The 21,312-nt window shown below is 65.1% G+C and carries 19 protein-coding genes; 12 read left to right on the forward strand and 7 right to left on the reverse strand.

The genetic code is table 11. The annotated features are described in order from the left end of the window. Positions 1–22: 22 nt before the first annotated feature. The 4 genes from tpx to CAG46_RS08560 form a co-directional block, all read right to left on the reverse strand. On the reverse strand, positions 23–523 hold the full coding sequence (gene tpx / locus CAG46_RS08545) for a thiol peroxidase (RefSeq protein WP_025338839.1): 501 nt from the start codon (positions 521–523) through the stop codon (positions 23–25). 166 nt (positions 524–689) lie between these two features. Then, positions 690–1,970, reverse strand: coding sequence for a serine/threonine transporter (locus CAG46_RS08550; RefSeq protein ID WP_025338838.1), 1,281 nt, complete (start codon positions 1,968–1,970; stop codon positions 690–692). Positions 1,971–2,264: 294 nt separating this feature from the next. Beyond that, positions 2,265–3,461 carry an amino acid aminotransferase gene (locus tag CAG46_RS08555; RefSeq protein ID WP_085617036.1) on the reverse strand — a complete coding sequence of 399 codons (1,197 nt, stop codon included), beginning with the start codon at positions 3,459–3,461 and terminating at the stop codon, positions 2,265–2,267. A 234-nt stretch (positions 3,462–3,695) separates the two neighbouring features. Further along, a complete protein-coding gene (locus CAG46_RS08560; RefSeq protein ID WP_085617038.1) occupies positions 3,696–4,721 on the reverse strand; it encodes an Ldh family oxidoreductase in 1,026 nt (341 codons plus the stop codon). A gap of 143 nt (positions 4,722–4,864) precedes the next feature. On the opposite strand from CAG46_RS08560, the gene CAG46_RS08565 reads away from it, so the two are divergent. The 11 genes from CAG46_RS08565 (at position 4,865) to CAG46_RS08620 (ending at position 17,699) form a co-directional block, all read left to right on the forward strand. Next, entirely contained in the window at positions 4,865–5,737 is an 873-nt protein-coding gene (locus tag CAG46_RS08565) for a MurR/RpiR family transcriptional regulator (RefSeq protein WP_025338835.1), read from the forward strand. Positions 5,738–5,759: 22 nt separating this feature from the next. Then, on the forward strand, positions 5,760–6,512 hold the full coding sequence (locus CAG46_RS08570) for a transporter substrate-binding domain-containing protein (RefSeq protein WP_075044997.1): 753 nt from the start codon (positions 5,760–5,762) through the stop codon (positions 6,510–6,512). A gap of 172 nt (positions 6,513–6,684) precedes the next feature. Next, on the forward strand, positions 6,685–7,404 hold the full coding sequence (locus CAG46_RS08575; RefSeq protein WP_004376260.1) for an ABC transporter permease: 720 nt from the start codon (positions 6,685–6,687) through the stop codon (positions 7,402–7,404). Continuing rightward, positions 7,401–8,111, forward strand: a complete 711-nt coding sequence (locus tag CAG46_RS08580) for an ABC transporter permease (protein WP_025338833.1) — start codon at positions 7,401–7,403, stop codon at positions 8,109–8,111. The genes CAG46_RS08575 and CAG46_RS08580 overlap by 4 nt, the downstream gene beginning before the upstream one ends. A 16-nt stretch (positions 8,112–8,127) precedes the next feature. Then, positions 8,128–9,372 (forward strand): FAD-binding oxidoreductase, encoded by a 1,245-nt coding sequence (locus tag CAG46_RS08585; RefSeq protein ID WP_085617041.1) that lies wholly within the window; start codon positions 8,128–8,130, stop codon positions 9,370–9,372. Between the two features lie 22 nt (positions 9,373–9,394). Next, on the forward strand, positions 9,395–10,177 hold the full coding sequence (locus CAG46_RS08590; RefSeq protein ID WP_025338831.1) for an amino acid ABC transporter ATP-binding protein: 783 nt from the start codon (positions 9,395–9,397) through the stop codon (positions 10,175–10,177). 490 nt (positions 10,178–10,667) lie between these two features. Continuing rightward, a complete protein-coding gene (locus tag CAG46_RS08595; RefSeq protein WP_085591542.1) occupies positions 10,668–11,477 on the forward strand; it encodes a gamma-glutamyl-gamma-aminobutyrate hydrolase family protein in 810 nt (269 codons plus the stop codon). A gap of 445 nt (positions 11,478–11,922) precedes the next feature. Further along, entirely contained in the window at positions 11,923–12,834 is a 912-nt protein-coding gene (kdgD, locus tag CAG46_RS08600) for a 5-dehydro-4-deoxyglucarate dehydratase (protein ID WP_025338830.1), read from the forward strand. 104 nt (positions 12,835–12,938) lie between these two features. Then, a complete protein-coding gene (locus CAG46_RS08605) occupies positions 12,939–14,300 on the forward strand; it encodes an MFS transporter (protein ID WP_075044995.1) in 1,362 nt (453 codons plus the stop codon). Positions 14,301–14,378: 78 nt separating this feature from the next. Beyond that, a complete protein-coding gene (gene garD / locus CAG46_RS08610) occupies positions 14,379–15,932 on the forward strand; it encodes a galactarate dehydratase (protein WP_085617043.1) in 1,554 nt (517 codons plus the stop codon). A gap of 186 nt (positions 15,933–16,118) precedes the next feature. Next, on the forward strand, positions 16,119–17,699 hold the full coding sequence (locus CAG46_RS08620; RefSeq protein WP_085617048.1) for an aldehyde dehydrogenase (NADP(+)): 1,581 nt from the start codon (positions 16,119–16,121) through the stop codon (positions 17,697–17,699). A gap of 173 nt (positions 17,700–17,872) precedes the next feature. Here the strand turns inward: CAG46_RS08620 and CAG46_RS08625 are convergent, their stop codons facing one another. Beyond that, on the reverse strand, positions 17,873–18,622 hold the full coding sequence (locus CAG46_RS08625) for a FadR/GntR family transcriptional regulator (RefSeq protein ID WP_013972994.1): 750 nt from the start codon (positions 18,620–18,622) through the stop codon (positions 17,873–17,875). Positions 18,623–18,825: 203 nt separating this feature from the next. Here CAG46_RS08625 and CAG46_RS08630 point away from each other — a divergent pair, with 203 nt between their 5' ends. Further along, positions 18,826–19,155: a hypothetical protein gene (locus tag CAG46_RS08630; protein WP_023660807.1), complete on the forward strand. Its 330-nt coding sequence runs from the start codon at positions 18,826–18,828 to the stop codon at positions 19,153–19,155. Positions 19,156–19,291: 136 nt separating this feature from the next. On the opposite strand, the gene CAG46_RS08635 is transcribed toward CAG46_RS08630, so the two are convergent. Further along, positions 19,292–20,212, reverse strand: coding sequence for a LysR family transcriptional regulator (locus CAG46_RS08635; protein ID WP_085617050.1), 921 nt, complete (start codon positions 20,210–20,212; stop codon positions 19,292–19,294). Between the two features lie 41 nt (positions 20,213–20,253). Then, positions 20,254–21,228 (reverse strand): quinone oxidoreductase, encoded by a 975-nt coding sequence (locus CAG46_RS08640; protein ID WP_085617052.1) that lies wholly within the window; start codon positions 21,226–21,228, stop codon positions 20,254–20,256. Between the last annotated feature and the right edge of the window lie 84 nt (positions 21,229–21,312).

Consider the following 21,312-nt stretch of genomic DNA (forward strand, 5'->3'; position numbering starts at 1 on the left):
CAGCCGACCTACCCCACAACCCTTACTTCAGCACAGCCAGCGCTGCATCGTAGTTCGGCTCATCAGCGATTTCGCCAACCAGCTCGCTGTGCAGCACCTTGTCGTTTTCGTCCAGCACCACCACGGCACGGGCAGCCAGGCCGGCCAGCGGGCCATCGGCGATGGCCACGCCGTAGTTTTCCAGGAACTCGCGGCCACGCAGGGTCGACAGGTTCTTCACGTTGTCCAGGCCTTCGGCGCCGCAGAAGCGTGCCTGGGCGAACGGCAGGTCGGCAGAGATGCACAGCACCACGGTGTTGGCCACATCGTTGGCCTGGGCGTTGAACTTGCGCACGGAGGTAGCGCAGGTCGGGGTGTCGACGCTCGGGAAGATGTTCAGCACCTTGCGCTTGCCGGCGTAGTCTTTCAGCGACTTGTCAGCCAGGCCTTCACCTACCAGGGAGAAAGCCGGAGCCTGGGCGCCGGTTTTCGGCAGTTCGCCGTTGACCTGAACCGGGTTGCCTTTGAGAGTCACTTGAGCCATGACGAAATCCTTATGCGGGGTTTGAAAAGGACACTGAGTTAAGCATGAAGGCGGCCGGGTGCCTATGGGGGCAGGTGAAATTGTTCTGTTGCCGGACAATTCTTGTGGACAAAAAAATGCCCGGGTGGCAACAAGCGACCCGGGCATTACTGTTGCAGATGGCGTATCAGCCCAGCAGGCCGTATACCACAGAGGTCAGCGCAACCAGGCCGACTACCACCACGAACACGTTGGAGGCAGCACCGCTGTACTTGCGCATGGATGGCACGCGGCGAATGGCGTACATCGGCATCAGGAACAGCAGCACCGCGAGGATCGGGCCACCGAGCGACTCGATCATGCCGAGGATGCTTGGGTTGAGGGTGGCGACGATCCAGCACACCACCAGCATCAGCGCGGCGACCACGCGGTCCAGGGCCTTGGCGCTCGGGCGAGCACCGGCCTTGGTGATGATGCCCTTCAGGCCTTCGCTGGCGCCGATGTAGTGGCCGAGGAACGACTTGGCGATGGCCACGAAGGCGATCAGCGGTGCGGCGAACGCGATGGTCGGGTTGCTGAAGTGGTTGGCCAGGTACGACAGGATCGACAGGTTCTGCGCCTTGGCCTCGGCCAGCTGGGCGCTGCTCAGGGTGAGCACGCAGCTGAACACGAAGAACAGCACCATCACCACCATCAGCAGGTGGGCACGGCGCAGGATCTGGCCGCTACGCTCATCGGCATGCTCGCCGTAGCGGCGCTTCTGGTCGACGGCAAAGGCGGAGATGATCGGCGAGTGGTTGAACGAGAACACCATCACCGGAATCGCCAGCCACAGGGTGTGCAGGAAGGCCGAGGCCGGTGGCACCTGGGTGGCGCTGTCGAGAATGCCACCGGTCCAGTGCGGCACCAGGTACAGGCCCAGCAACGCCAGGGCGACGATGAACGGGTAGACCAGCAGGCTCATGACCTTGACCGTGGCCTGCTCCCCGCAGCGCACGATGGCCAGCAGGCCGAGGATCAGCACGAACGACAGGATGGCCCGTGGCGGCGGCTGCATGTGCAGCTGGTGCTCCATGAAGCTGGACACGGTGTTGGTCAGCGCCACGCTATAGATAAGCAGGATCGGGAAGATCGCGAAGAAGTACAGCACGGTGATCGAGGCGCCGGCGGTAATGCCGAAGTGTTCCTTGACCACTTCGGTGATATCGCCGTCATTGCGCCCGGAAAGGACGAAACGGGTCAGCCCGCGGTGAGCGAAATAGGTCATCGGGAAGGCCAGTATGGCCAGGATCAGCAACGGCCAGAAGCCGCCAAGGCCGGCGTTGATTGGCAGGAACAGGGTTCCGGCGCCGATCGCTGTGCCGAACAGGCCCAGCATCCAGGTGGTGTCGTGACGCGACCAGCTGCCGAGGGTGGCGGGGGTCGATTCTGCAAAGCGTTGTTCAACGCTTGGGGCCTGCTCATTCATTCCGGGTGAAGCTCCACTCGCAAGACTGCAACAGGCTGAGAATGGCGAAATAGACGTTTCGCCCAACTCAACCGAAAAAGGGAGCGCGATTGTGCACGGAAAGGTTGCACTTGCGAAGCCCTTTTCCGAGGAGCGGTTGCACTTGTCTTTACAAGCGAATTGCAACCAGAGGCTGCTGCAGCCTGATCGCCGGCAAGCCGGCTCCCACACCGACCGCGCAGTGCTTGAGCCTTGCGCTATCTCTGTGGGAGCCGGCTTGCCGGCGAAAGGGCCGCAAAGCGGCCCCGTGCGGTGTTACTTCTGGACGGCGGCGAAGGCTTCGGCAACCCGTTGCAGGTTGGCCGGGCGCAGGCCGGACATGCATACGCGACCGCTGTCGATCAGGTACACGCCGAACTCGTCACGCAGGCGGCGCACCTGCTCGACGCTGAGGCCGGTGTAGCTGAACATGCCGCGTTGGCGCAGGAAGAACTGGAAGTCCTGGCCTGGCAGCAGCACGGCCAGGGCATCGACCAGCGCCTGGCGCATGTCGAGGATACGTTTGCGCATCACTTCGACTTCCTCGGCCCACTGGGCATTGAGGGCGGCATCGCTGAGCACGCCAGCAACCAGCTGGGCGCCGAAGTTGGGCGGGCTGGAGTAGTTGCGGCGCACGGTAGCCTTGAGCTGGCCAAGCACGCTCTGGGCAGTGGCGTCATCGTCGCAGACCACCGACAGGCCGCCGACACGCTCGCCGTACAGCGAGAAGATCTTCGAGAACGAGTTGCTGACCAGGCACGGCACGCCGGCGCGGGCCATTTCACGGATGGCGTAGGCGTCTTCCACCAGGCCTTCGGCGAAGCCCTGGTAGGCGATGTCGAGGAACGGGATCAGCTGGCGTGCCTTGACCACTTCAACCACCTGTTGCCACTGGTGCTGTTCCAGGTCGGCGCCGGTGGGGTTGTGGCAGCACGGGTGCAGCAGCACCACGCTGTTGGCCGGCAGGGTCTGCAGAGTGGCCAGCATACCGTCGAAGTCCACGCCACGGGTGGCCTGGTCGAAGTACGGGTAGGTGTGCACCTTGAAGCCGGCACCTTCGAAGATGGCGCGGTGGTTGTCCCAGGTCGGGTTGCTGACCCAGACTTCGGACTGCGGGAAGTAGCGCTTGAGGAAGTCGGCACCGACCTTGAGGGCGCCAGAACCGCCCACGGTCTGCACGGTGGCCACGCGCCCGCCGGTCACGGCTGGGTGATCGGCACCGAACAGCAGTGCCTGGATCGCCTGGCGGTAGCTGGCCAGGCCTTCCATCGGCAGGTACAGCGAGGCTTCGTGGTCCTGGCCTGCGATGCGTTTTTCCACCGCATCCACAGCCGCCAGTTGCGGCACCACGCCGGCCTCATCGTAGTACAGGCCGATACTCAGGTTGACCTTGTCGGCGCGCGGGTCGGCCTTGAAGGTTTCCATCAACGAGAGGATCGGGTCGCCGGCATAGGCATCGACATGTTTGAACACAGCGTGCAGCTCCTTGGATCAGGACAGTTCGAAAAGGCAGCCCTGAGCATACCCGTAGTGCGGGCTCAGGAACATCAACTATTGTGCAAGGTTGTCTATGCAACATTGCATGGCTGAGGATTGGCGCAGGCAGTGAGGGCCTCATCGCCGGCAAGCCAGCTCCCACAGGTACACCACAGGCCTTGAGGTTTGTGGTGTACCTGTGGGAGCTGGCTTGCCGGCGATAGGGCCGTGTCAGCCAAGCAGTTCTTTCAGGCCTTGCAACTCCTGCTCGGTCACCGCCACCCCCTCCTCCTCGGCCACCTCGCGCTCGCGGTAACGCCGCTCGCCCGGCATGCGCGTCAGCCCTACCGCCTGCATCTGCTCGACCAGTTCGCGGCTGCGCAGGGCAAACCGCTCGCCCTCGGCCTTGTTCGGGTCGATGACAATGATCAGCTGCCCGGTCCACGGCGTCTTCGCCCCCGGGTGCCCCGACCAGTCGAACTCCCAGGAAAAATGCCCGCCGGTCAGCGCCGCCGCCAGCAACTCGACCATCATCGACAAGGCCGAGCCCTTGTGCCCGCCAAATGGCAGCAAGGCGCCGCCTTCCAGAATCGCCTTGGGGTCGGTGGTCGGCTCACCATTGGCATCCACCCCCATGCCCTGCGGCAATTGCTGGCCAGCGCGCGCGGCAATCTGCACGTCGCCATGGGCCATGGCGCTAGTGGCCATGTCGAAGACGATCGGGTCATGTTCGGCGCAAGGTGCGGCAAAGGCGATGGGGTTGGTGCCGAACAGCGGCTTGCGGGCGCCGTGCGGCACCACGCAGGTCATGCTGTTGACCACGCTCAGGGCTACCAGGCCTTCGTCGGCGAATGGCTCCACATCCGGCCACAGCGCGGCGAAGTGGTGCGAGTTGTGGATCGCCAGCACGGCGATACCAGCGTTTCGCGCCTTCGCCACCAGAAGTTCTCGGGCCGCCGCCAGCGCCGGCTGGGCGAAGCCGCCTGCGGCATCGACGCGAACATAACCGGGCGCCACGTCGCTGACCTTCGGCGTGGCCTGGCCATCGACCCAGCCGCTGGCCAATGTCGAAACATAGCCAGGCATGCGGAACACCCCATGGCTATGGGCACCATCGCGCTGGGCGCTGGCGCAGTTGTAGGCCAGCACCCGGGCCACGCTTTCGCTGCAGCCATGGCGCTGGAAGATGCTCTGCAACAGGCCCTGCAGCTCGGTAAAAGGCACACGCACGACAGTGCTGGTGGAAGGTGCGGACATCTGAAGCTCCTTGTTGGAATTGGAATGGCTACAGCGTTGCAACGACAAAAACTTTCCTGCATGTGACAGCTATCTGTCAAATGTTGACTTGATGACAGAAAACAGCCATTTTCTTTCGCAAGCCTTACCCCTGGAGCCGCAGCATGAGCCAACCGATCAAGCAACGCCTGGAAAACAGCCTCGAAGGGGCCGCTGCTTCGGGCCGCAAGATCGCCAGCTACATGCTCGCCAACCTGCATGAACTGCCGTTCCAGACCTCGGCCAGCATTGCCGTCAAGCTGGGCGTCAGCGAATCCAGCGTTGGCCGTTTCTGCCGCTCATTGGGTTATGCCCATCTCAAGGCGTTGAAGCAAGACCTGCAGAACGACCTGGGCGATGGCCCGTGGCTGGTGGGCGACCGCCTGCAAGATTACCGCCAGAACCAGGACGCCAGCGACAACGCCGGCAGCCTGGAGCTGGAAATCGCCGCCCTGGTGCGCGTGCACGAGTATCGCCAGAGCAGCGCCTGGCACAGCGTCGCCCAGCGCCTGGCAAGCAAGCAGCGGGTGTTCATCGCCGGCTTCCAGACCGAGCGCGGCATCGCCATGTGCATGAGCCACCTGCTGCAGTACCTGCGCGATGGCGTGCAGCTGGTGGATATGAGTGCCGGGCACTTTGGCGAAGTATTGCTGGGCCGTGCGGAAGACAGCGCCCTGGTGGTGTTCGAAGCCCGCCGTTATTCCCGCCATGCCCTGCTGTTGTGCCAGAAGGCACGCGAGGCTGGCATTGCGGTCACCCTGGTGACCGACCCCTTCTGTGACTGGGCTGATGCCAACGCCGACGAGGTGTTCCGCATTCCCACCGAGTTCAACCTGTTCTGGGAGTCCACCTCGACCATGCTGTCGTGGGTGCACCTGATGGTCAACGAGGTCTGCAAGAAGCTCGGGCCGGATGTTGAAAAACGCTTGGAAGCAACTGCCGCTCTACATAACGAATTCGTCGGCTACACCTCGTGGTCGACGGGAAAACAACAATAGCAAGAGTGCAATGAGGTGCGAGATGAACAAGACCATGGCCTTGGTGGGTGCGTGCGCCCTGCTGCTGTCGGGTGCCGCCAGTGCCGAAACCCTGCGCTTCGCCACCGAGGGCGCCTACCCGCCCTTCAACTATGTCGACGCCAATAACCAGTTGCACGGCTTCGACGTCGACATCACCCACGCCCTGTGCGAGCAGATGAAAGTCGAGTGCACGCTGGTGGCCCAGGACTGGGAAGGCATCATCCCGGCGCTGATGGCACGCAAATACGACGCGGTGGTCGCGTCGATGATCAACACCGAAGAACGGCGCAAGAAGATCGCCTTCACCGACCACTACTACCGCACCCCGCTGACCGTCGCCGTGGCCAAGGACAGCAAGATCAGCGACGCCCAGACCACCTTCGACGGCTACACCGTTGGCGCCCAGTCGTCGTCCACCCAGGCCATCTACGCCGAAGACGTCTACGCCAAGGCCGGTGCCGACGTGAAACTGTACCCGACCATGGACGAAGCCAACGCCGACCTGGCCGCCGGCCGCCTGGACGGGGTGATTGCCGACAAATTCCCGCTGCACGAGTGGATGACCAAGAACGGCGGGGACTGCTGCAAGATCCTCGGTGACGTGGCCGACACCAAGGCCGATGCCGCCATTGCCGTGCGCAAGGATGACGAAGCCCTGCGCCAGCGCCTGAACACCGCGCTGCAGCAGATCGTCGCCAACGGCACCTACCAGAAGATCGCCAGCAAGTACTTCGCTTTCGATATCTACAACTGATCTTCAGGAAGTTTTGCGCATCCCCTGTGGGAGCGGCCTTGCGTCGCGAAAGGGTCGCGCAGCGGCCCCGGCAATCTGTGCCGTTGCATGAATCCTGGGGCCGCTACGCAGCCCTTTCGCGACGCAAGGCCGCTCCCACAGAGATCGCACCTACCCGCCCAAGGGGTTTGTCATGCTCGATCAATTGTCCTTGCTGTCCTTCGCCAGTGGAGGCTGGGGCCAGGCGCTGCTGGCCGGCGCGCTGGTCACCGTTTCCCTGGCCCTGGCCTGCCTGCCCATCGGCCTGCCGCTGGGCCTGGTGGTCGCCCTTGCAGCACGCTCGCGCAAGCGCTTGCCGCGCGCCTGGGCCACCACCTTCTCCACCGTGTTCCGTGGCCTGCCCGAACTGCTGACGCTGCTGATCATCTATTACGGCTGCCAGATCGCCGCACAGAAGATCCTCGCAGCCATGGGCTACCAGGGTGAGTTCCTGATCAATACCTTCCTCGCCGCGATGATCGCCTTCAGCCTGGTGTTCGCCGCGTTTTCCAGCGAGATCTGGCTGGCAGCCTTCAAGACCCTGCCCAAGGGCCAGCTGGAAGCCTGCTCGGCGCTGGGCCTGAGCAAGCGCACCGGTTTCTTCAAGGTGCTGCTGCCACAACTGACCCGCATCGCCCTGCCCGGCCTGTCCAACAACTGGCTGTCGCTGCTCAAGGACACCTCGCTGGTCTCGACCATCTCGCTGGTCGACCTGATGCGCCAGACCAACCTGGCTGTCAGCGTGACCAAGGAGCCGATGTTCTTCTATGGCGTGGCCTGCCTGGGCTACCTGCTGTTCGCCGCCATTTCCGGGCGCGTGTTCGCCTTCATCGAACGGCGCAGCAACCGCCATCTGCAAGGAGCACGCGCATGAGCTTCGAACAACTGCTGGCGCTGGTCCTCGACCCCGACCTGCTGGACCGCTACGGCCCGCGCTTCCTCGACGGCCTGCTGGTAACGGCCAAGCTGGTGGCGATTTCCTTCAGCCTGGGTGCCGTGCTCGGTCTGTTGCTGGCCTTGGCGCGCATGTCGCGCAGCCTGCTGCTGCAGCGCATGGCCGCCGGCTACGTGTACTTCTTCCGCGGCTCGCCGCTGCTGGCCCAGCTGTTCCTGCTGTATTACGGCCTGGGCTCGCTCAAGGGCTTCTGGCAGGACGTCGGCTTGTGGTGGTTCTTCCGCGAGGCGTGGTTCTGCACGCTGCTGGCGTTCACCCTGAACACCGCCGCCTACCAGGCCGAAATCTTCCGCGGCAGCCTGATGGCCGTCGCCCCCGGCCAGCATGAGGCGGCGCGGGCGCTGAACCTGAAGCGCTCGACCACCTTCTTCAAGGTGATCCTGCCGCAGTCGCTGCTGGTGGCCATCGGCCCGCTGGGCAACGAACTGATCCTGATGATCAAGGCCAGCGCGATCGCCTCGCTGGTGACCATCTACGACCTGATGGGCGTGACCAAACTGGCCTTCTCGCGCAGTTTCGACTTCCAGATCTACCTGTGGGCCGCCGTGCTCTACCTGCTGATCGTCGAACTGGTGCGGCGCCTGCTGAAACACCTGGAAGCCCGCCTGGGCCGCCACCTGAACTGACCGAAGGATACGTTCCATGCATTGCCAGACCCTTGTCCTCGGCGCCGGCATCGTCGGCGTCAGCACCGCCCTGCACTTGCAGGCCCGCGGGCGCCAGGTGATCCTGATCGACCGCGACGAACCGGGCAGCGGCACCAGCCACGGCAACGCCGGGCTGATCGAGCGCTCCAGCGTGATCCCCTATGCCTTCCCGCGGCAACTGGGCGCGCTGCTGCGCTACGGCCTGAACCGCCAGCCCGATGTGCGCTACAGCCTGCTGCACCTGCCCAAGGCCGCCCCCTGGCTGTGGCGCTACTGGCGCCAGTCGGCCCCCGGGCGCCTGGCCGGGGCCGCCGCCGACATGCTGCCGCTGGTGCAGCGCTGCGTCGAGGAGCACGACGCACTGATCGCTGCCGCGGGCCTGGAAGGGCTGGTGCAGGCCAAAGGCTGGATCGAAGTGTTCCGTGACCCGGCGCTGTTCGAGCAGGCCAAGGTCGACGCCAAGGGCCTGAGCCGTTATGGCCTGCAGTTCGAAATCCTCGAATGCGGGCAGTTGCAGGCCCGCGAGCACCAGCTGGACGCCAGCGTGGTCGGCGGCATCCACTGGCTCGACCCCAAGACCGTGAACAACCCCGGCGCCCTCACCCGCGGCTACGCCACCCTGTTCACGCAGCGCGGCGGGCAGTTCCTGCATGGCGATGCGCGCAGCCTGCGCCAGGTCGACGGCCAATGGCGGGTCGACAGCCGCCGCGGCCCGATCACCGCCAACGAGGTAGTGGCCTGCCTCGGCCCGCAGTCGGCCGACCTGTTCAGCGGCCTGGGCTACCAGATCCCGCTGGCGATCAAGCGTGGCTACCACATGCACTACAGCACCCGTGACGGCGCGCAACTGGAGCATTCCATCTGCGACACCCAGGGCGGCTACGTGCTGGCGCCAATGGCCCGCGGCGTGCGCCTGACCACCGGCATCGAGTTCGACGCCAGCAGCGCGCCGGGCAACCAGATCCAGCTGGGCCGCTGCGAGGCCCTGGCGCGCAAGCTGTTCCCGGCCCTGGGCGAGCGCCTGGACGACACCCCCTGGCTGGGCCGCCGCCCATGCCTGCCCGACATGCGCCCGGTGATCGGCCCGGCGCCGCGCCACCCGGGGCTGTGGTTCAACTTCGGCCACGCCCACCACGGCCTCACCCTGGGCCCGGTCAGCGGCCGGCTGGTGGCCGAACTGGTCACCGGCGAACGCCCCTTCACCGACCCCGCGCCCTACAGCGCGACTCGTTTCGACTGAACCCCTGCGGGAGAACAACAAAATGACCGCACCACTGAGCCTTGCCACCCTTGCCCCCGAACCCGACCCACGCCCGGTGCTGATCCGCATCGAAGGGCTGAACAAGCACTACGGCGCGTTCCACGTGCTGCGCGACATCGACCTGCAGGTGCGCGAAGGCGAACGCATCGTGCTGTGCGGGCCGTCCGGCTCGGGCAAGTCGACCCTGATCCGCTGCATCAACCGCCTGGAAGTGGCCCAGCAGGGCAGCATCAAGGTGGATGGCATCGACCTGGCATCCACCACCCGCGAAGCGGCGCAGGTGCGCAGCGACATCGGCATGGTGTTCCAGCACTTCAACCTGTTCCCGCACATGAGCGTGCTCGACAACTGCCTGCTGGCCCCCACCAGCGTGCGCGGGTTGTCGCGCAAGGACGCCGAGGAGCGGGCACGCATGTACCTGAGCAAGGTCGGCATCGAAAGCCAGGCGCACAAGTACCCCAGCCAGCTGTCCGGCGGCCAGCAGCAGCGCGTGGCGATTGCCCGGGCGCTGTGCATGAAGCCGCGAATCATGCTGTTCGACGAGCCCACCTCGGCGCTGGACCCGGAGATGGTCGCCGAGGTGCTGGATGTGCTGGTGCAACTGGCCGGCACCGGCATGACCATGCTTTGCGTCACCCATGAAATGGGCTTTGCCCGCCAGGTGGCCGAGCGGGTGCTGTTCCTCGAGGGTGGGCAGATCATCGAAGACAGCCCGCCGCAGGTGTTCTTCAACCAGCCGCGTACCGAGCGGGCCAAGGGGTTCCTGGCGCAGATACTGCACTGATTGAAAATGATGAAAGCTGGCGCGATATCTGTGTAGGAGCGGCCTTGTGTCGCGAAAGGGCTGCGCAGCAGCCCCATGGTTTCAGCGCAGGTGCACAAATTGCCGGGGCTGCTTTGCAGCCCTTTCGCGACACAAGGCCGCTCCTACAGGTTCCGCGTCAGCCGAAGGAGTGAGCGACTCTGCCGGCCCTTCATTGCACCGCTGCAAAGACCCAACTGCATCGTTAAATATTATTGACCTTAACCCCCGCCAAACCCACGCCACCACAGGCCCGCATCGGTTTCAGCCCCCAAAAACCGGCGCATTCCCGGCCATCAAGCCCTGCTCCGTCGTTTGACATATCGAACGGCTCTGGCAAGCTATCTACAAGCCCCGACCGGAATCGTCGCCTCCGACGAGCCGGCAGTGCTCGGGGCTACAGGTTGCACCCATGGCCCCGCGCCGTGCACCTGCACAACAACGACAGGCCGAACCTGTCCCAAGGTGACATATGTCCAACAGCAACATTGGCAACAAGCAACCCTCCCTGCGCAAACCCGTCGTCCTGATGACCATGGGCAGCCAAGAGCGCAAAGGCCATGACTACCAGGTCATGACCCACAAATACATCACCCCGCTGGTCGAGTTTTCCGATTGCGTCCCGGTGCTGGTGCCCACCTGCTGCGGCATCGAAGACCTCGAGACCTATCTGGACATGGCCGACGGCGTGTACCTGACCGGCGCCGGCAGCAACATCGACCCGGCCCTGTACGGCCAGGAGAACGAGACCCCCGGCAAAGGCCAGGACCAGAACCGCGACCTGTTCGACATCCCGCTGGTCAAGGCCGCGATCAAGCGTGGCCTGCCGATCTTCGGCATCTGCCGTGGCATGCAGGAAATCAACGTGGCCCTGGGTGGCGACATCTACCAGAAGGTGTACGCCGAGCCTGGCTTCAACGACCACCGGGAAAACCCGGAAGACCCGGTCGAGGTGCAATACGCCCAGGTGCACGGCGTGAAGATCAAGCCGGACAGCTGGCTGCGTGACACCCTGGGTACCGACGAGATTCGCGTCAACTCGCTGCATGGCCAAGGCCTGCACAAGCTCGGCGCCGGCATCGAGGCCATCGCCCACGCCGAAGACGGCCTGGTCGAGGCGATCCATGCCCCGAGCATCTCGCCGTTCCTGTTCGCCGTGCAGTGGCACCCGGAGTGGCAAGCGGCGAAGAACCCGGATTCGATCAAGATCTTCCAGGCTTTCGGCGACGCTTGCCGGGCCCAGGTACGCAAGGCGCAGATCAAGCGCCAGCAAGCTGCCTGACCCAGTTTCCTCTGCTTTGATCGCGGGGCGGCGCAAGGCCGCCCCCGTTTTCCCCGGTCACCCTCTGCTGGTCCCAGAACACTTCCCGTGGAAACGGGCGGCGGGCTTGTGCCTGTCTCCGCGATCTTTTTTCCTGCCCCTCAAGAGATACGATGACTGATCGCGATTAGTCTGCCATCTGTGTCTCGTGCATCTGTTGTTGTCGCCTGTTCTGGCCTCTTCGCGGGTAAACCCGCTCCCACAGGGATCTCCGCAAATTTCAAGCGCGGCGCGGTCCCTGTGGGAGCGGGTTTACCCGCGAAGAGGCCGGCACAGGCAATAACATTCCTTCCGCCCCCCACAAAAAAATCTCTCAAAGGGACTAGTCATCGTACAAGTTGTACGATAACTTACCTCCAGCGCAAAACAACACCCTTCACCCAAGCGCCACAGGATGCCTACAACAATGACTCCACAAGAACTCAAATCCATCCTCTCCCACGGCCTGCTGTCTTTCCCGGTCACCGACTTCAACGCCCAGGGCGACTTCAACCCGGCTGGCTACGTCAAGCGCCTGGAATGGCTGGCCCCGTACGGCGCCAGCGCCCTGTTCGCCGCCGGCGGCACCGGTGAGTTCTTCTCCCTGGCTGCCAGCGAATACAGCCAGGTGATCAAGACCGCCGTCGACACCTGCGCCAAGTCGGTACCTATCCTCGCCGGCGTCGGTGGCTCTACCCGCCAGGCCATCGAATACGCGCAAGAAGCCGAGCGCCTGGGTGCCAAGGGCCTGCTGCTGCTGCCGCACTACCTGACCGAAGCCAGCCAGGAAGGTGTCGCCGCCCACGTCGAAGCAGTGTGCAAATCGGTAAACATCGGCGTAGTCGTCTACAACCGCAACGTCTGCCGCCTGAACGCCGACCTGCTGGAAAAACTGGCCGAGCGCTGCCCGAACCTGATCGGCTACAAGGACGGCCTGGGTGACATCGAGCTGATGGTGTCGATCCGTCGCCGCCTGGGCGACCGCTTCAGCTACCTGGGTGGCCTGCCGACCGCCGAGGTGTATGCTGCTGCCTACAAGGCCCTGGGCGTGCCGGTGTACTCCTCCGCCGTGTTCAACTTCGTGCCGAAGACCGCCATGGACTTCTACAACGCCATCGCCCGTGACGACCACGCCACCGTGGCCAAGCTGATCGACGACTTCTTCCTGCCGTACCTGGACATCCGCAACCGCAAGGCCGGCTACGCCGTGAGCATCGTCAAGGCCGGCGCCAGGATCGCCGGTTACGACGCCGGCCCGGTGCGTACGCCGCTTACCGACCTCACCGCCGACGAGTACGAAAAACTCGCCGCGCTGATGGACAAGATGGGCCCGCAATAAGCGCCGCCCGCGGCCTGCCAGATGCCGCGCCCGGAGTGGGCCAACCCCACTCCGGTTACAATTCGTGAGCCCGCACAAAAATAACTAGTGGGAGTACTACCAGCATGCAAGCGACGAAGAAGACGCATGTGCGCTACCTGATCCTGTTCATGCTGTTCCTGGTGACCACGATCAACTACGCTGACCGCGCCACCATTGCAATCGCGGGCTCCAGCCTGCAGAAAGACCTCGGCATCGATGCCGTGACCCTCGGCTACATCTTCTCCGCCTTCGGATGGGCATACGTGGCTGGCCAGATTCCTGGTGGCTGGCTGCTCGACCGCTTCGGTTCCAAGAACGTCTACGCCTTCAGCATCTTCACCTGGTCGCTGTTCACCCTGCTGCAGGGCTTTGTCGGTGGCCTGCCGGTGGCCTGGGCGGTGGTGACACTGTTCACCCTGCGCTTTCTGGTCGGTTTTGCCGAAGCCCCGTCGTTCCCGGGCAATGCGCGCATCGTCGCGGCCTGGTTCCCGACCCAGGAACGCGGCACCGCCTCGGCCATCTTCAACTCGGCGCAGTACTTCGCCACCGCACTGTTCGCACCGATCATGGGCTGGATCGTGTTCAGCTTCGGCTGGGAGCACGTGTTCGTGGTCATGGGTGCACTGGGCATCGTGTTCTCCATGGTATGGCTGAAGACCATCTACAACCCGCGCCAACACCCACGCATCAGCCCGGGTGAACTCGAGCACATCGAGCAGAACGGCGGCCTGGTGGACATGGACCAGAAGCGCGGCAACGACGGCCCGAAATGGGGCTACATCAAGCAACTGCTGACCAGCCGCATGCTGCTGGGCGTGTACCTGGGCCAGTACTGCATCAACGCCATCACCTACTTCTTCCTCACCTGGTTCCCGGTGTACCTGGTGCAGGAGCGCGGCATGACCATCCTCAAGGCCGGCTTCATCGCCTCGCTGCCGGCGGTCTGCGGCTTCATCGGTGGTGTGCTGGGCGGGGTGATCTCTGACTGGCTGCTGCGTCGCGGCAACTCGCTGACCTTCTCGCGCAAGCTGCCGATCGTCTGCGGCCTGCTGCTGTCGACCACCATGGTGTTCTGCAACTACGTCGACGCCGAGTGGATGGTGGTCGGCTTCATGACCCTGGCGTTCTTCGGCAAAGGCATCGGCGCGCTGGGCTGGGCGGTAGTCGCCGACACCTCGCCGAAACAGATCGCCGGGCTGTCGGGCGGGCTATTCAACACCTTCGGCAACATCGCCTCGATCACCACGCCAATCGTGATCGGCTACATCATCAGCGCCACTGGCTCGTTCAAGTGGGCCCTGGTGTATGTCGGCGCCAACGCCCTGGTGGCGGTGTTCAGCTACCTGGTGATCGTCGGCCCGATCAAGCGCATCGAGCTGCGTGAAAGCCCAAAGCCTGACGCCGAGCCAGCGACCGGCAGCGAACTGGCCGGCTCGCGCCACTGAGTGAACACGCCCGCGTCGGCCACCCCCGCCGCGGGCGGATGTACAAAAGCCTGAGAACCTGACAAGTAGGGCCCGAACATGCAGTTGATCGAACATTCCGACTCGCCCCGTTACGTCCGCCTGCACGACGACGACAATGTCGTGGTGGTGGTCAACGATGGCGGCCTGGGCGAAGGCGCCCGCTTCGCCGACGGCCTGACCCTGGTCGAAGGCGTGCCACAGAGCCACAAGGTGGCCACCGTAGCCATCGCCAAGGGCGAAGCGGTGCGCCGCTACGGGCAGATCATAGGCTACGCGCTGGAAGACCTGCGCCAGGGCAGCTGGGTGCAGGAGAGCCAGCTGGCCATGCCGGCCGCGCCGGAGCTGGACAGCCTGCCACGCTGCGACGCCGTCCCGCAGCCGCTGCCGCCGCTCGAAGGCTTCACCTTCGAAGGCTACCGCAACGCCGACGGCACCGTCGGCACCCGCAACATCCTCGGCATCACCACCACCGTGCAGTGCGTGGCCGGCGTGCTGGAGCATGCGGTAAAGCGCATTCGCAGCGAGTTGCTGCCCAAGTACCCCAATGTCGATGATGTGGTGGCCATCACCCACAGCTATGGTTGCGGCGTGGCGATCAACGCGCGCGATGCCTACATCCCGATCCGCACGGTGCGCAACCTGGCGCGCAACCCCAACCTGGGCGGTGAGGCCCTGGTCATCAGCCTGGGCTGCGAAAAGCTGCAGGCCGGCCAGGTGATGCACGACAACGACCCGTCGGTGGACCTCAGCGACCCATGGCTGTACCGCCTGCAGGACGCCAGCCTGGGCTTTGTGGAAATGATCGAACAGATCATGGAACTGGCCGAGACCCGCCTGAAGAAACTCGACCAGCGCCGCCGCGAAAGCGTGCCGGCCAGCGAACTGATCCTGGGCATGCAGTGCGGGGGCAGCGATGCCTTCTCGGGCATCACCGCCAACCCGGCGCTGGGCTACGCCGCCGACCTGCTGGTACGCGCCGGCGCCACCGTGCTGTTCTCGGAAGTGACCGAAGTGCGCGACGCCATCTACATGCTCACCTCGCGGGCGGAAAACCAGGAGGTCGCAGACGCCCTGGTGCGCGAAATGGACTGGTACGACCGCTACCTGCAGCAAGGCGCCGCCGACCGCAGCGCCAACACCACGCCGGGCAACAAGAAAGGTGGCTTGTCGAATATCGTCGAGAAGTCCCTGGGGTCGATCGTCAAGTCCGGTAGCGGCGCCATCCAGGGCGTGCTCGGCCCGGGCGAGCGGGTCAACCGCAAAGGCCTGATCTTCTGCGCCACCCCGGCCAGCGACTTTGTCTGCGGCACCCTGCAACTGGCTGCCGGCATGAACCTGCATGTGTTCACGACCGGCCGCGGCACCCCGTACGGCCTGGCCATGGCGCCAGTGGTCAAGGTATGCACCCGCAGCGAGCTGGCCCAGCGCTGGCCCGACCTGATCGACATCGACGCCGGGCGCATCGCCAGCGGCCGCTCGACCATCGAGGAGCTGGGCTGGGAGCTGTTCTACTACTACCTGGACGTGGCCAGCGGCCGCAAGCAGACCTGGGCCGAACAGCATCGCCTGCACAACGACATCACCCTGTTCAACCCGGCACCGATTACCTGATGCCAAGGGCTTGCCCGACTCAATATTGCAACGCGGTCCCTGTGGGAGCGGGTTCACCCGCGAACACCGGCAAAGCCGGTGCCATGCACCGAGTTGCCTGCTTCGCGGGTGAACCCGCTCCCACAGGGTCCGAGCAAACGCCTCAAGCACGTTCTCTTCCTTCACTACTCTCTACAGGAGCACCCCATGCCTGAAATCCTCGGCCACAACTTCATCGCCGGCCAGCGCAGCGCCGCTGGCCAGCAGCGCCTGCAGAGCCTGGACGCCAGCACCGGCGAGGCCCTGCCCTACAGCTTCGCCCAGGCCACCGAAAGTGAAGTGGACCAGGCCGCCAAGGCCGCGGCCGCCGCCTTCGCCGAATTCCGCCAGCTGGCCCCGGCGCGGCGCGCCGAATTCCTCGACGCCATCGCCGCCGAGCTGGACGAACTGGACGACGCCTTCGTCGCCATCGTCTGCCGTGAAACCGCCCTGCCCCCCGCCCGTATCCAGGGCGAGCGCGGCCGCACCAGCGGCCAGATGCGCCTGTTCGCCCAGGTGCTGCGCCGTGGTGACTTCCTCGGTGCGCGCATCGACCTGGCCCTGCCCGAGCGCCAGCCCCTGCCACGCGTGGACCTGCGCCAGATGCGCATCGGCGTCGGCCCGGTCGCCGTGTTTGGCGCCAGCAACTTCCCGCTGGCCTTCTCCACCGCCGGTGGCGATACCGCCGCGGCCCTGGCCGCCGGTTGCCCCGTGGTGTTCAAGGCCCACAGCGGCCACATGGCCACCGCCGACCTGGTCGGCTGCGCCATCCAGCGCGCCGCCGAGCGCACCGGCATGCCCAAGGGCGTGTTCAACATGGTGTTCGGTGGCGGCGTCGGCGAGTGGCTGGTCAAGCACCCGGCCATCCAGGCCGTCGGCTTCACCGGCTCGCTGAAAGGCGGTGACGCCCTGTGCCGCATGGCCGCCGAGCGCCCGCAGCCGATCCCGGTGTTCGCCGAGATGTCCAGCATCAACCCGGTCATCATCCTGCCGGGCGCCCTGGCCAAGCGTGGCGAAGCCATCGCCCGAGAGCTGGCCGGTTCGGTGTGCCTGGGCGCAGGCCAGTTCTGCACCAACCCGGGCCTGGTGATCGGCCTGCAGTCGCCGCAGTACAGCCAACTGCTGGCAGAGCTTGGCCAGCACCTGAGCCAGCAGGCCGGCCAGACCATGCTCAACGCCGGTGGCCTGCGCAGCTACGTCGGTGGCCTGGAGCACCTGCACGCCCATGCCGGTATCGAGCACCTGGCCGGCCAGGCGCAGGCAGGCAGCCAGGCGCGCGCCCAGCTGTTCAAGGCCGATGCCCGCCTGCTGGTGGAATCTGACCCGCTGCTGCAGGAAGAAGTGTTCGGCCCGACCACCGTTGCCGTGGAAGTGCAGGACAACGACCAGTTGCGCGCCGCCCTGCTCGGCCTGCGCGGCCAGCTGACCGCGACCCTGATCGGCGAGCCGGAAGACCTGCAGGCCTTCGCCTGGCTGGTGCCGCTACTGGAGGAGAAAGTCGGGCGGATCCTGGTCAACGGCTACCCGACCGGTGTCGAGGTGTGTGATGCGATGGTGCACGGCGGGCCTTACCCGGCCACGTCGGATGCGCGCGGCACGTCGGTCGGCACCCTGGCCATCGACCGCTTCCTGCGCCCGGTGTGCTACCAGAACTACCCGCAGGCGCTGTTGCCTGAGGCACTGCGCGACGGCAACCCGCTTGGGCTGCGCCGGCTGGTGAATGGCCAGTGGAATGAGGGCGCGATCTGATCGCCCCTTGAAACCAGAAAGCCCCGCGCATGGCGGGGCTTTTCTTTTGGCTGTACCGGCCTCTTCGCGGGTAAACCCGCTCCTACAGGGACCGCGCCGTACTTACAGGTAATGGATAACCTTGTGGGAGCGGGTTTACCCGCGAAGAGGCCAGGTCAGGCAACAGAGAAGCCTCAGGCCCCCTGCGCCTCGGCCTCTGCATGCGCCTGGCGCAAGCGCTCGCGGCTGTTACTCAGGTGCATGCGCATGGCCATCTTCGCCCCTTCGCTATCACGCCGGGCGATGGCTTCGTAGATCGCCTCGTGCTCATGCATCAACCGGCTCATGTAGTGCGCCTGGTCATCGTGGGCCAGCCGCGCCGAATTCAACCGGGTACGCGGGATGATACTGGTGCCCAGGTGGTTGATGATGTCGGCGAAGTAGTGGTTGCCGCTGGCCTGGGCAATGCGCAGGTGGAACTGGAAATCCGCCGACACCGCATCCGTGGCGTGGGCAGCCCCTTCATTGAGTTCGTCCAGCGCCGCACGCATGCCGGTCAGCTCTTCATCGCTGCGCCGCTGCGCCGCCAGGCCCGCCGATTCGATCTCCAGGGCAATGCGCAACTCCAGCACCGCCAATACTTCGCGCAGGGTGACCACGGTCGCCGGGTCGATACGGAAACCACCCGTGGCTGGCGCGTCCAGCACGAAGGTGCCAATGCCGTGGCGGGTCTCGACCTGCCCGGCGGCCTGCAGCCGCGAGATCGCTTCACGCACCACCGTGCGGCTGACACCCTCTTCGGCCATGATCTGCGATTCGGTCGGCAGCTTGTCGCCGCGCTTGAGCTGGCCGCTGCGAATGCGCTCGGTCAGCACCGTGACCAGTTCCTGGGCCAGACTGCGCGGCTTGCGCCGGGTCTTTGCCTGTACCTGCTGCTCTGTCATTGCCCTGTATTTCACCTTGAAAGACAGCGCTCATCATAGCGCAAGCGGTTGTACGATCACATACACGCAGTGCGGTATTTATTCGCTGGCTTGCACGCCACCAGTCGATCGCGAGCGACCATGGTCTGACGGCAAATTGCTGGCCCCCAGTGCCTGCTTGTGAAGGCAAACTTCGTTTTCCTTCAGATGCTTAGGACAGCAACATGCGAGTACTTCTAGCAACGATGGCCGGCTGCCTGCTGGCCACGCTCGCTTTCGGCGCCCAGGCACGGGCGCTGAGCCAGAACGATCGCCACACTTGCGGCTGGGGCGCGCAGATAGCCGCCGAGGCGCAGCAGGCCAAGCTTTCCGGGGTAACCCTGTATGCCACGCGCAAGAAGCTGCAGGCGCGCAAATTCCCCAAACCGTGGATGCGCATGACCGCCTTCGGCATTACCGAACAAACCTACAACAGCCGCTCGCGGCTCAAGCCTGCAGCGATCAAGCAGACCTATTACGAGCAGTGCGTGCAGCATGCTGTAGCGCGGCGATAACGATTGCCCGCGTACCCTGTGGGAGCGGCTTTAGCCGCGAAGAAGCCAACGCGGTGCATGGCACCGGCTACGCCGGTGTTCGCGGCTAAAGCCGCTCCCACAGGGTCCCTGCTAATTCAATTAGTTATGTGCAATTCTATAGCCGCCACGGTGCGCCGGCCTCGAAGCGTGCTTCCAGCCACGCCTTGAAAGCCACCAGGGCGGCAGTGTTGAGGCGCGCGGTCGGCCTTACCAGGTAAATGCCTGCCGCCACATCCAGCTGCCATTGCGGCAGCACCCGCACCAAGCGCCCGGCGGCGAGGTCCTCGCCCATCAGCCAGTCCCCTCCCGCCAGGATGCCAACGCCACGCCGCGCCGCCTCCAGCAGGGCTTCGTTGTCATTGCTGCGCAGGCTGCCGGCAACCTTGACACTCACCTGCTGCCCGCCACTCATCAGCCGCCATTCGGGGAAGCTTCGCAAACCGCTGAAACCCAAGCAGTCATGCCCGGCAAGATCCTCCGGCTGCACGGGTGCGCCATGCCGGGCCAGGTACTCGGGCGACGCACACAGGATGCGCAGGTGATCACAAAGCTTCCTGGCCACCAGGCGGTTGTCAGCCAGCTCGCCAATGCGGATGGCGGCGTCGAAACCCTCGCCGATCAGGTCGACGAAACGATCGGCATACTCGGCCTCCACCATCACCTGCGGGTAGGCCAGCACGAAATCGGCCAGCATCCCGCTCAACCAGCGCCGGCCCATGGCTGCCGGCAATGCCAGGCGCAGGCGTCCACGTACTGTCGCCGCCCCTTCGGCCGCTTCCTGTTCGGCCTCGGCGATCAGCCGGTTGGCCTCGCGCACCTTGGCCACCAGCCGCTCGCCTTCATCGGTAAAGCGCAGTTGCCGCGTGCTGCGCTCCACCAGGCGAATGCCCAGGCGCACCTCCAGTGCACTCAGGCGCTTCGACAGCACCGTGGGGTGGCGCTCCAACTGCCGCCCGGCAGCGGCAAACGAGCCCTGCTCGTGCAGCGCCAGCAAGGTGGCAAGTTCATCGGCGCGGCGGCTGTCGAAGGCATCCATGGCAAGGCTCGGCACAAGGCAGTAGGGGTGGAATTCGGGTATCAGGCAGTTAGGACCAGCGCGCCCTCCGACTGCCCTTGCTCCAGGTCCCCGTGGGCCCTGGCCGCGTCGGCCAGCGGGTAGGCACGCCAGACCCGAGGCTGGATGATACCCTCGGCGACCGCCGCCAGCACATCGGCGGCGCGCTGCTGGTACTCATCGACCGTGCGGGTGTGCGCTGCCAGCGAGGGCCGGGTCAGGTACAGCGAGCCCTTGGCGTTGAGCGTGGCAACCTCGATGGCCGCCGGCGCGCCAGAGGTGCCGCCGAACGACACCAGCAAGCCACGCACCCGCAGGCTGTCCAGCGAGGCTTGCAGCGACACCTTGCCGACACAGTCATAGGCCACGTCCACGCCCTGGCCCTGGGTCAGCTCGCGGACCTGGCCGGCCAAGGTTGCCGCGTCGAACACCAGCACATGGTGGCAACCCGCTGCCTGCGCCCTTGCCACGCTCTGCGGGCGTGATACCACGCCGATCACCGTCGCCCCCAGGTGCCGCGCCCAGGGCGCCATCAGCTGGCCCAAGGCACCGGCGGCACCGTACAACAGCACCTGGCTACCCGGGCCCACGGCATAGGTGGTCTTCAGCAAGTACTGCGCCGTGATGCCCTTGAACAGCACGGCGGCAGCGGCCTGGTCATCCAGCTGCGGTGGCAGCTTGACCAGGCGCTCGGCCGGGTACAGGCGGCCGCTGGCGTAACCGCCAACCGGGCCCATGGCATAGGCGACCCGGTCGCCCACCTGCACGTCATGTACCCCTTCGCCGATGGCAGCGACCCGCCCAGCCCCTTCCAGCCCAAGCCCGGAAGGCAAGTCCAGTGGGGCACCGCCCTTGCGCTGCAGCAGGTCGAGCGGGTTGACACCCATGGCCGTCTGTTCCAGCCAGACCTGGCCGGGCCCTGGGGCTTGTGCTTGCAAGTGTTCAAGCTGCATGACATCGGCAGTGCCGGTGCTGTTGAGAACGATACGGGTAGCCATGATCGAATCCTGTTGGATGGGTGTTCGAGTCAGGCTAATCAGGCGGGGAAAGTTGAACAATCAGGCGGGATGCAGATGATTTCT

It is taken from the genome of Pseudomonas sp. B23(2017) (assembly GCF_002113725.1).
Classification (GTDB): Bacteria; Pseudomonadota; Gammaproteobacteria; order Pseudomonadales; family Pseudomonadaceae; genus Aquipseudomonas; species Aquipseudomonas putida_Z.

Coding starts and splice junctions, on each gene's coding strand:
- tpx (WP_025338839.1), bottom strand. CDS start 523: ATGGCTCAAGTGACTCTCAAAGGCAACCCGGTTCAGGTCAACGGCGAA.
- CAG46_RS08550 (WP_025338838.1), bottom strand. CDS start 1,970: ATGAATGAGCAGGCCCCAAGCGTTGAACAACGCTTTGCAGAATCGACC.
- CAG46_RS08560 (WP_085617038.1), bottom strand. CDS start 4,721: ATGTCCGCACCTTCCACCAGCACTGTCGTGCGTGTGCCTTTTACCGAG.
- CAG46_RS08565 (WP_025338835.1), top strand. CDS start 4,865: ATGAGCCAACCGATCAAGCAACGCCTGGAAAACAGCCTCGAAGGGGCC.
- CAG46_RS08570 (WP_075044997.1), top strand. CDS start 5,760: ATGAACAAGACCATGGCCTTGGTGGGTGCGTGCGCCCTGCTGCTGTCG.
- CAG46_RS08575 (WP_004376260.1), top strand. CDS start 6,685: ATGCTCGATCAATTGTCCTTGCTGTCCTTCGCCAGTGGAGGCTGGGGC.
- CAG46_RS08580 (WP_025338833.1), top strand. CDS start 7,401: ATGAGCTTCGAACAACTGCTGGCGCTGGTCCTCGACCCCGACCTGCTG.
- CAG46_RS08585 (WP_085617041.1), top strand. CDS start 8,128: ATGCATTGCCAGACCCTTGTCCTCGGCGCCGGCATCGTCGGCGTCAGC.
- CAG46_RS08590 (WP_025338831.1), top strand. CDS start 9,395: ATGACCGCACCACTGAGCCTTGCCACCCTTGCCCCCGAACCCGACCCA.
- CAG46_RS08595 (WP_085591542.1), top strand. CDS start 10,668: ATGTCCAACAGCAACATTGGCAACAAGCAACCCTCCCTGCGCAAACCC.
- kdgD (WP_025338830.1), top strand. CDS start 11,923: ATGACTCCACAAGAACTCAAATCCATCCTCTCCCACGGCCTGCTGTCT.
- CAG46_RS08605 (WP_075044995.1), top strand. CDS start 12,939: ATGCAAGCGACGAAGAAGACGCATGTGCGCTACCTGATCCTGTTCATG.
- garD (WP_085617043.1), top strand. CDS start 14,379: ATGCAGTTGATCGAACATTCCGACTCGCCCCGTTACGTCCGCCTGCAC.
- CAG46_RS08620 (WP_085617048.1), top strand. CDS start 16,119: ATGCCTGAAATCCTCGGCCACAACTTCATCGCCGGCCAGCGCAGCGCC.
- CAG46_RS08625 (WP_013972994.1), bottom strand. CDS start 18,622: ATGACAGAGCAGCAGGTACAGGCAAAGACCCGGCGCAAGCCGCGCAGT.
- CAG46_RS08630 (WP_023660807.1), top strand. CDS start 18,826: ATGCGAGTACTTCTAGCAACGATGGCCGGCTGCCTGCTGGCCACGCTC.
- CAG46_RS08635 (WP_085617050.1), bottom strand. CDS start 20,212: ATGGATGCCTTCGACAGCCGCCGCGCCGATGAACTTGCCACCTTGCTG.
- CAG46_RS08640 (WP_085617052.1), bottom strand. CDS start 21,228: ATGGCTACCCGTATCGTTCTCAACAGCACCGGCACTGCCGATGTCATG.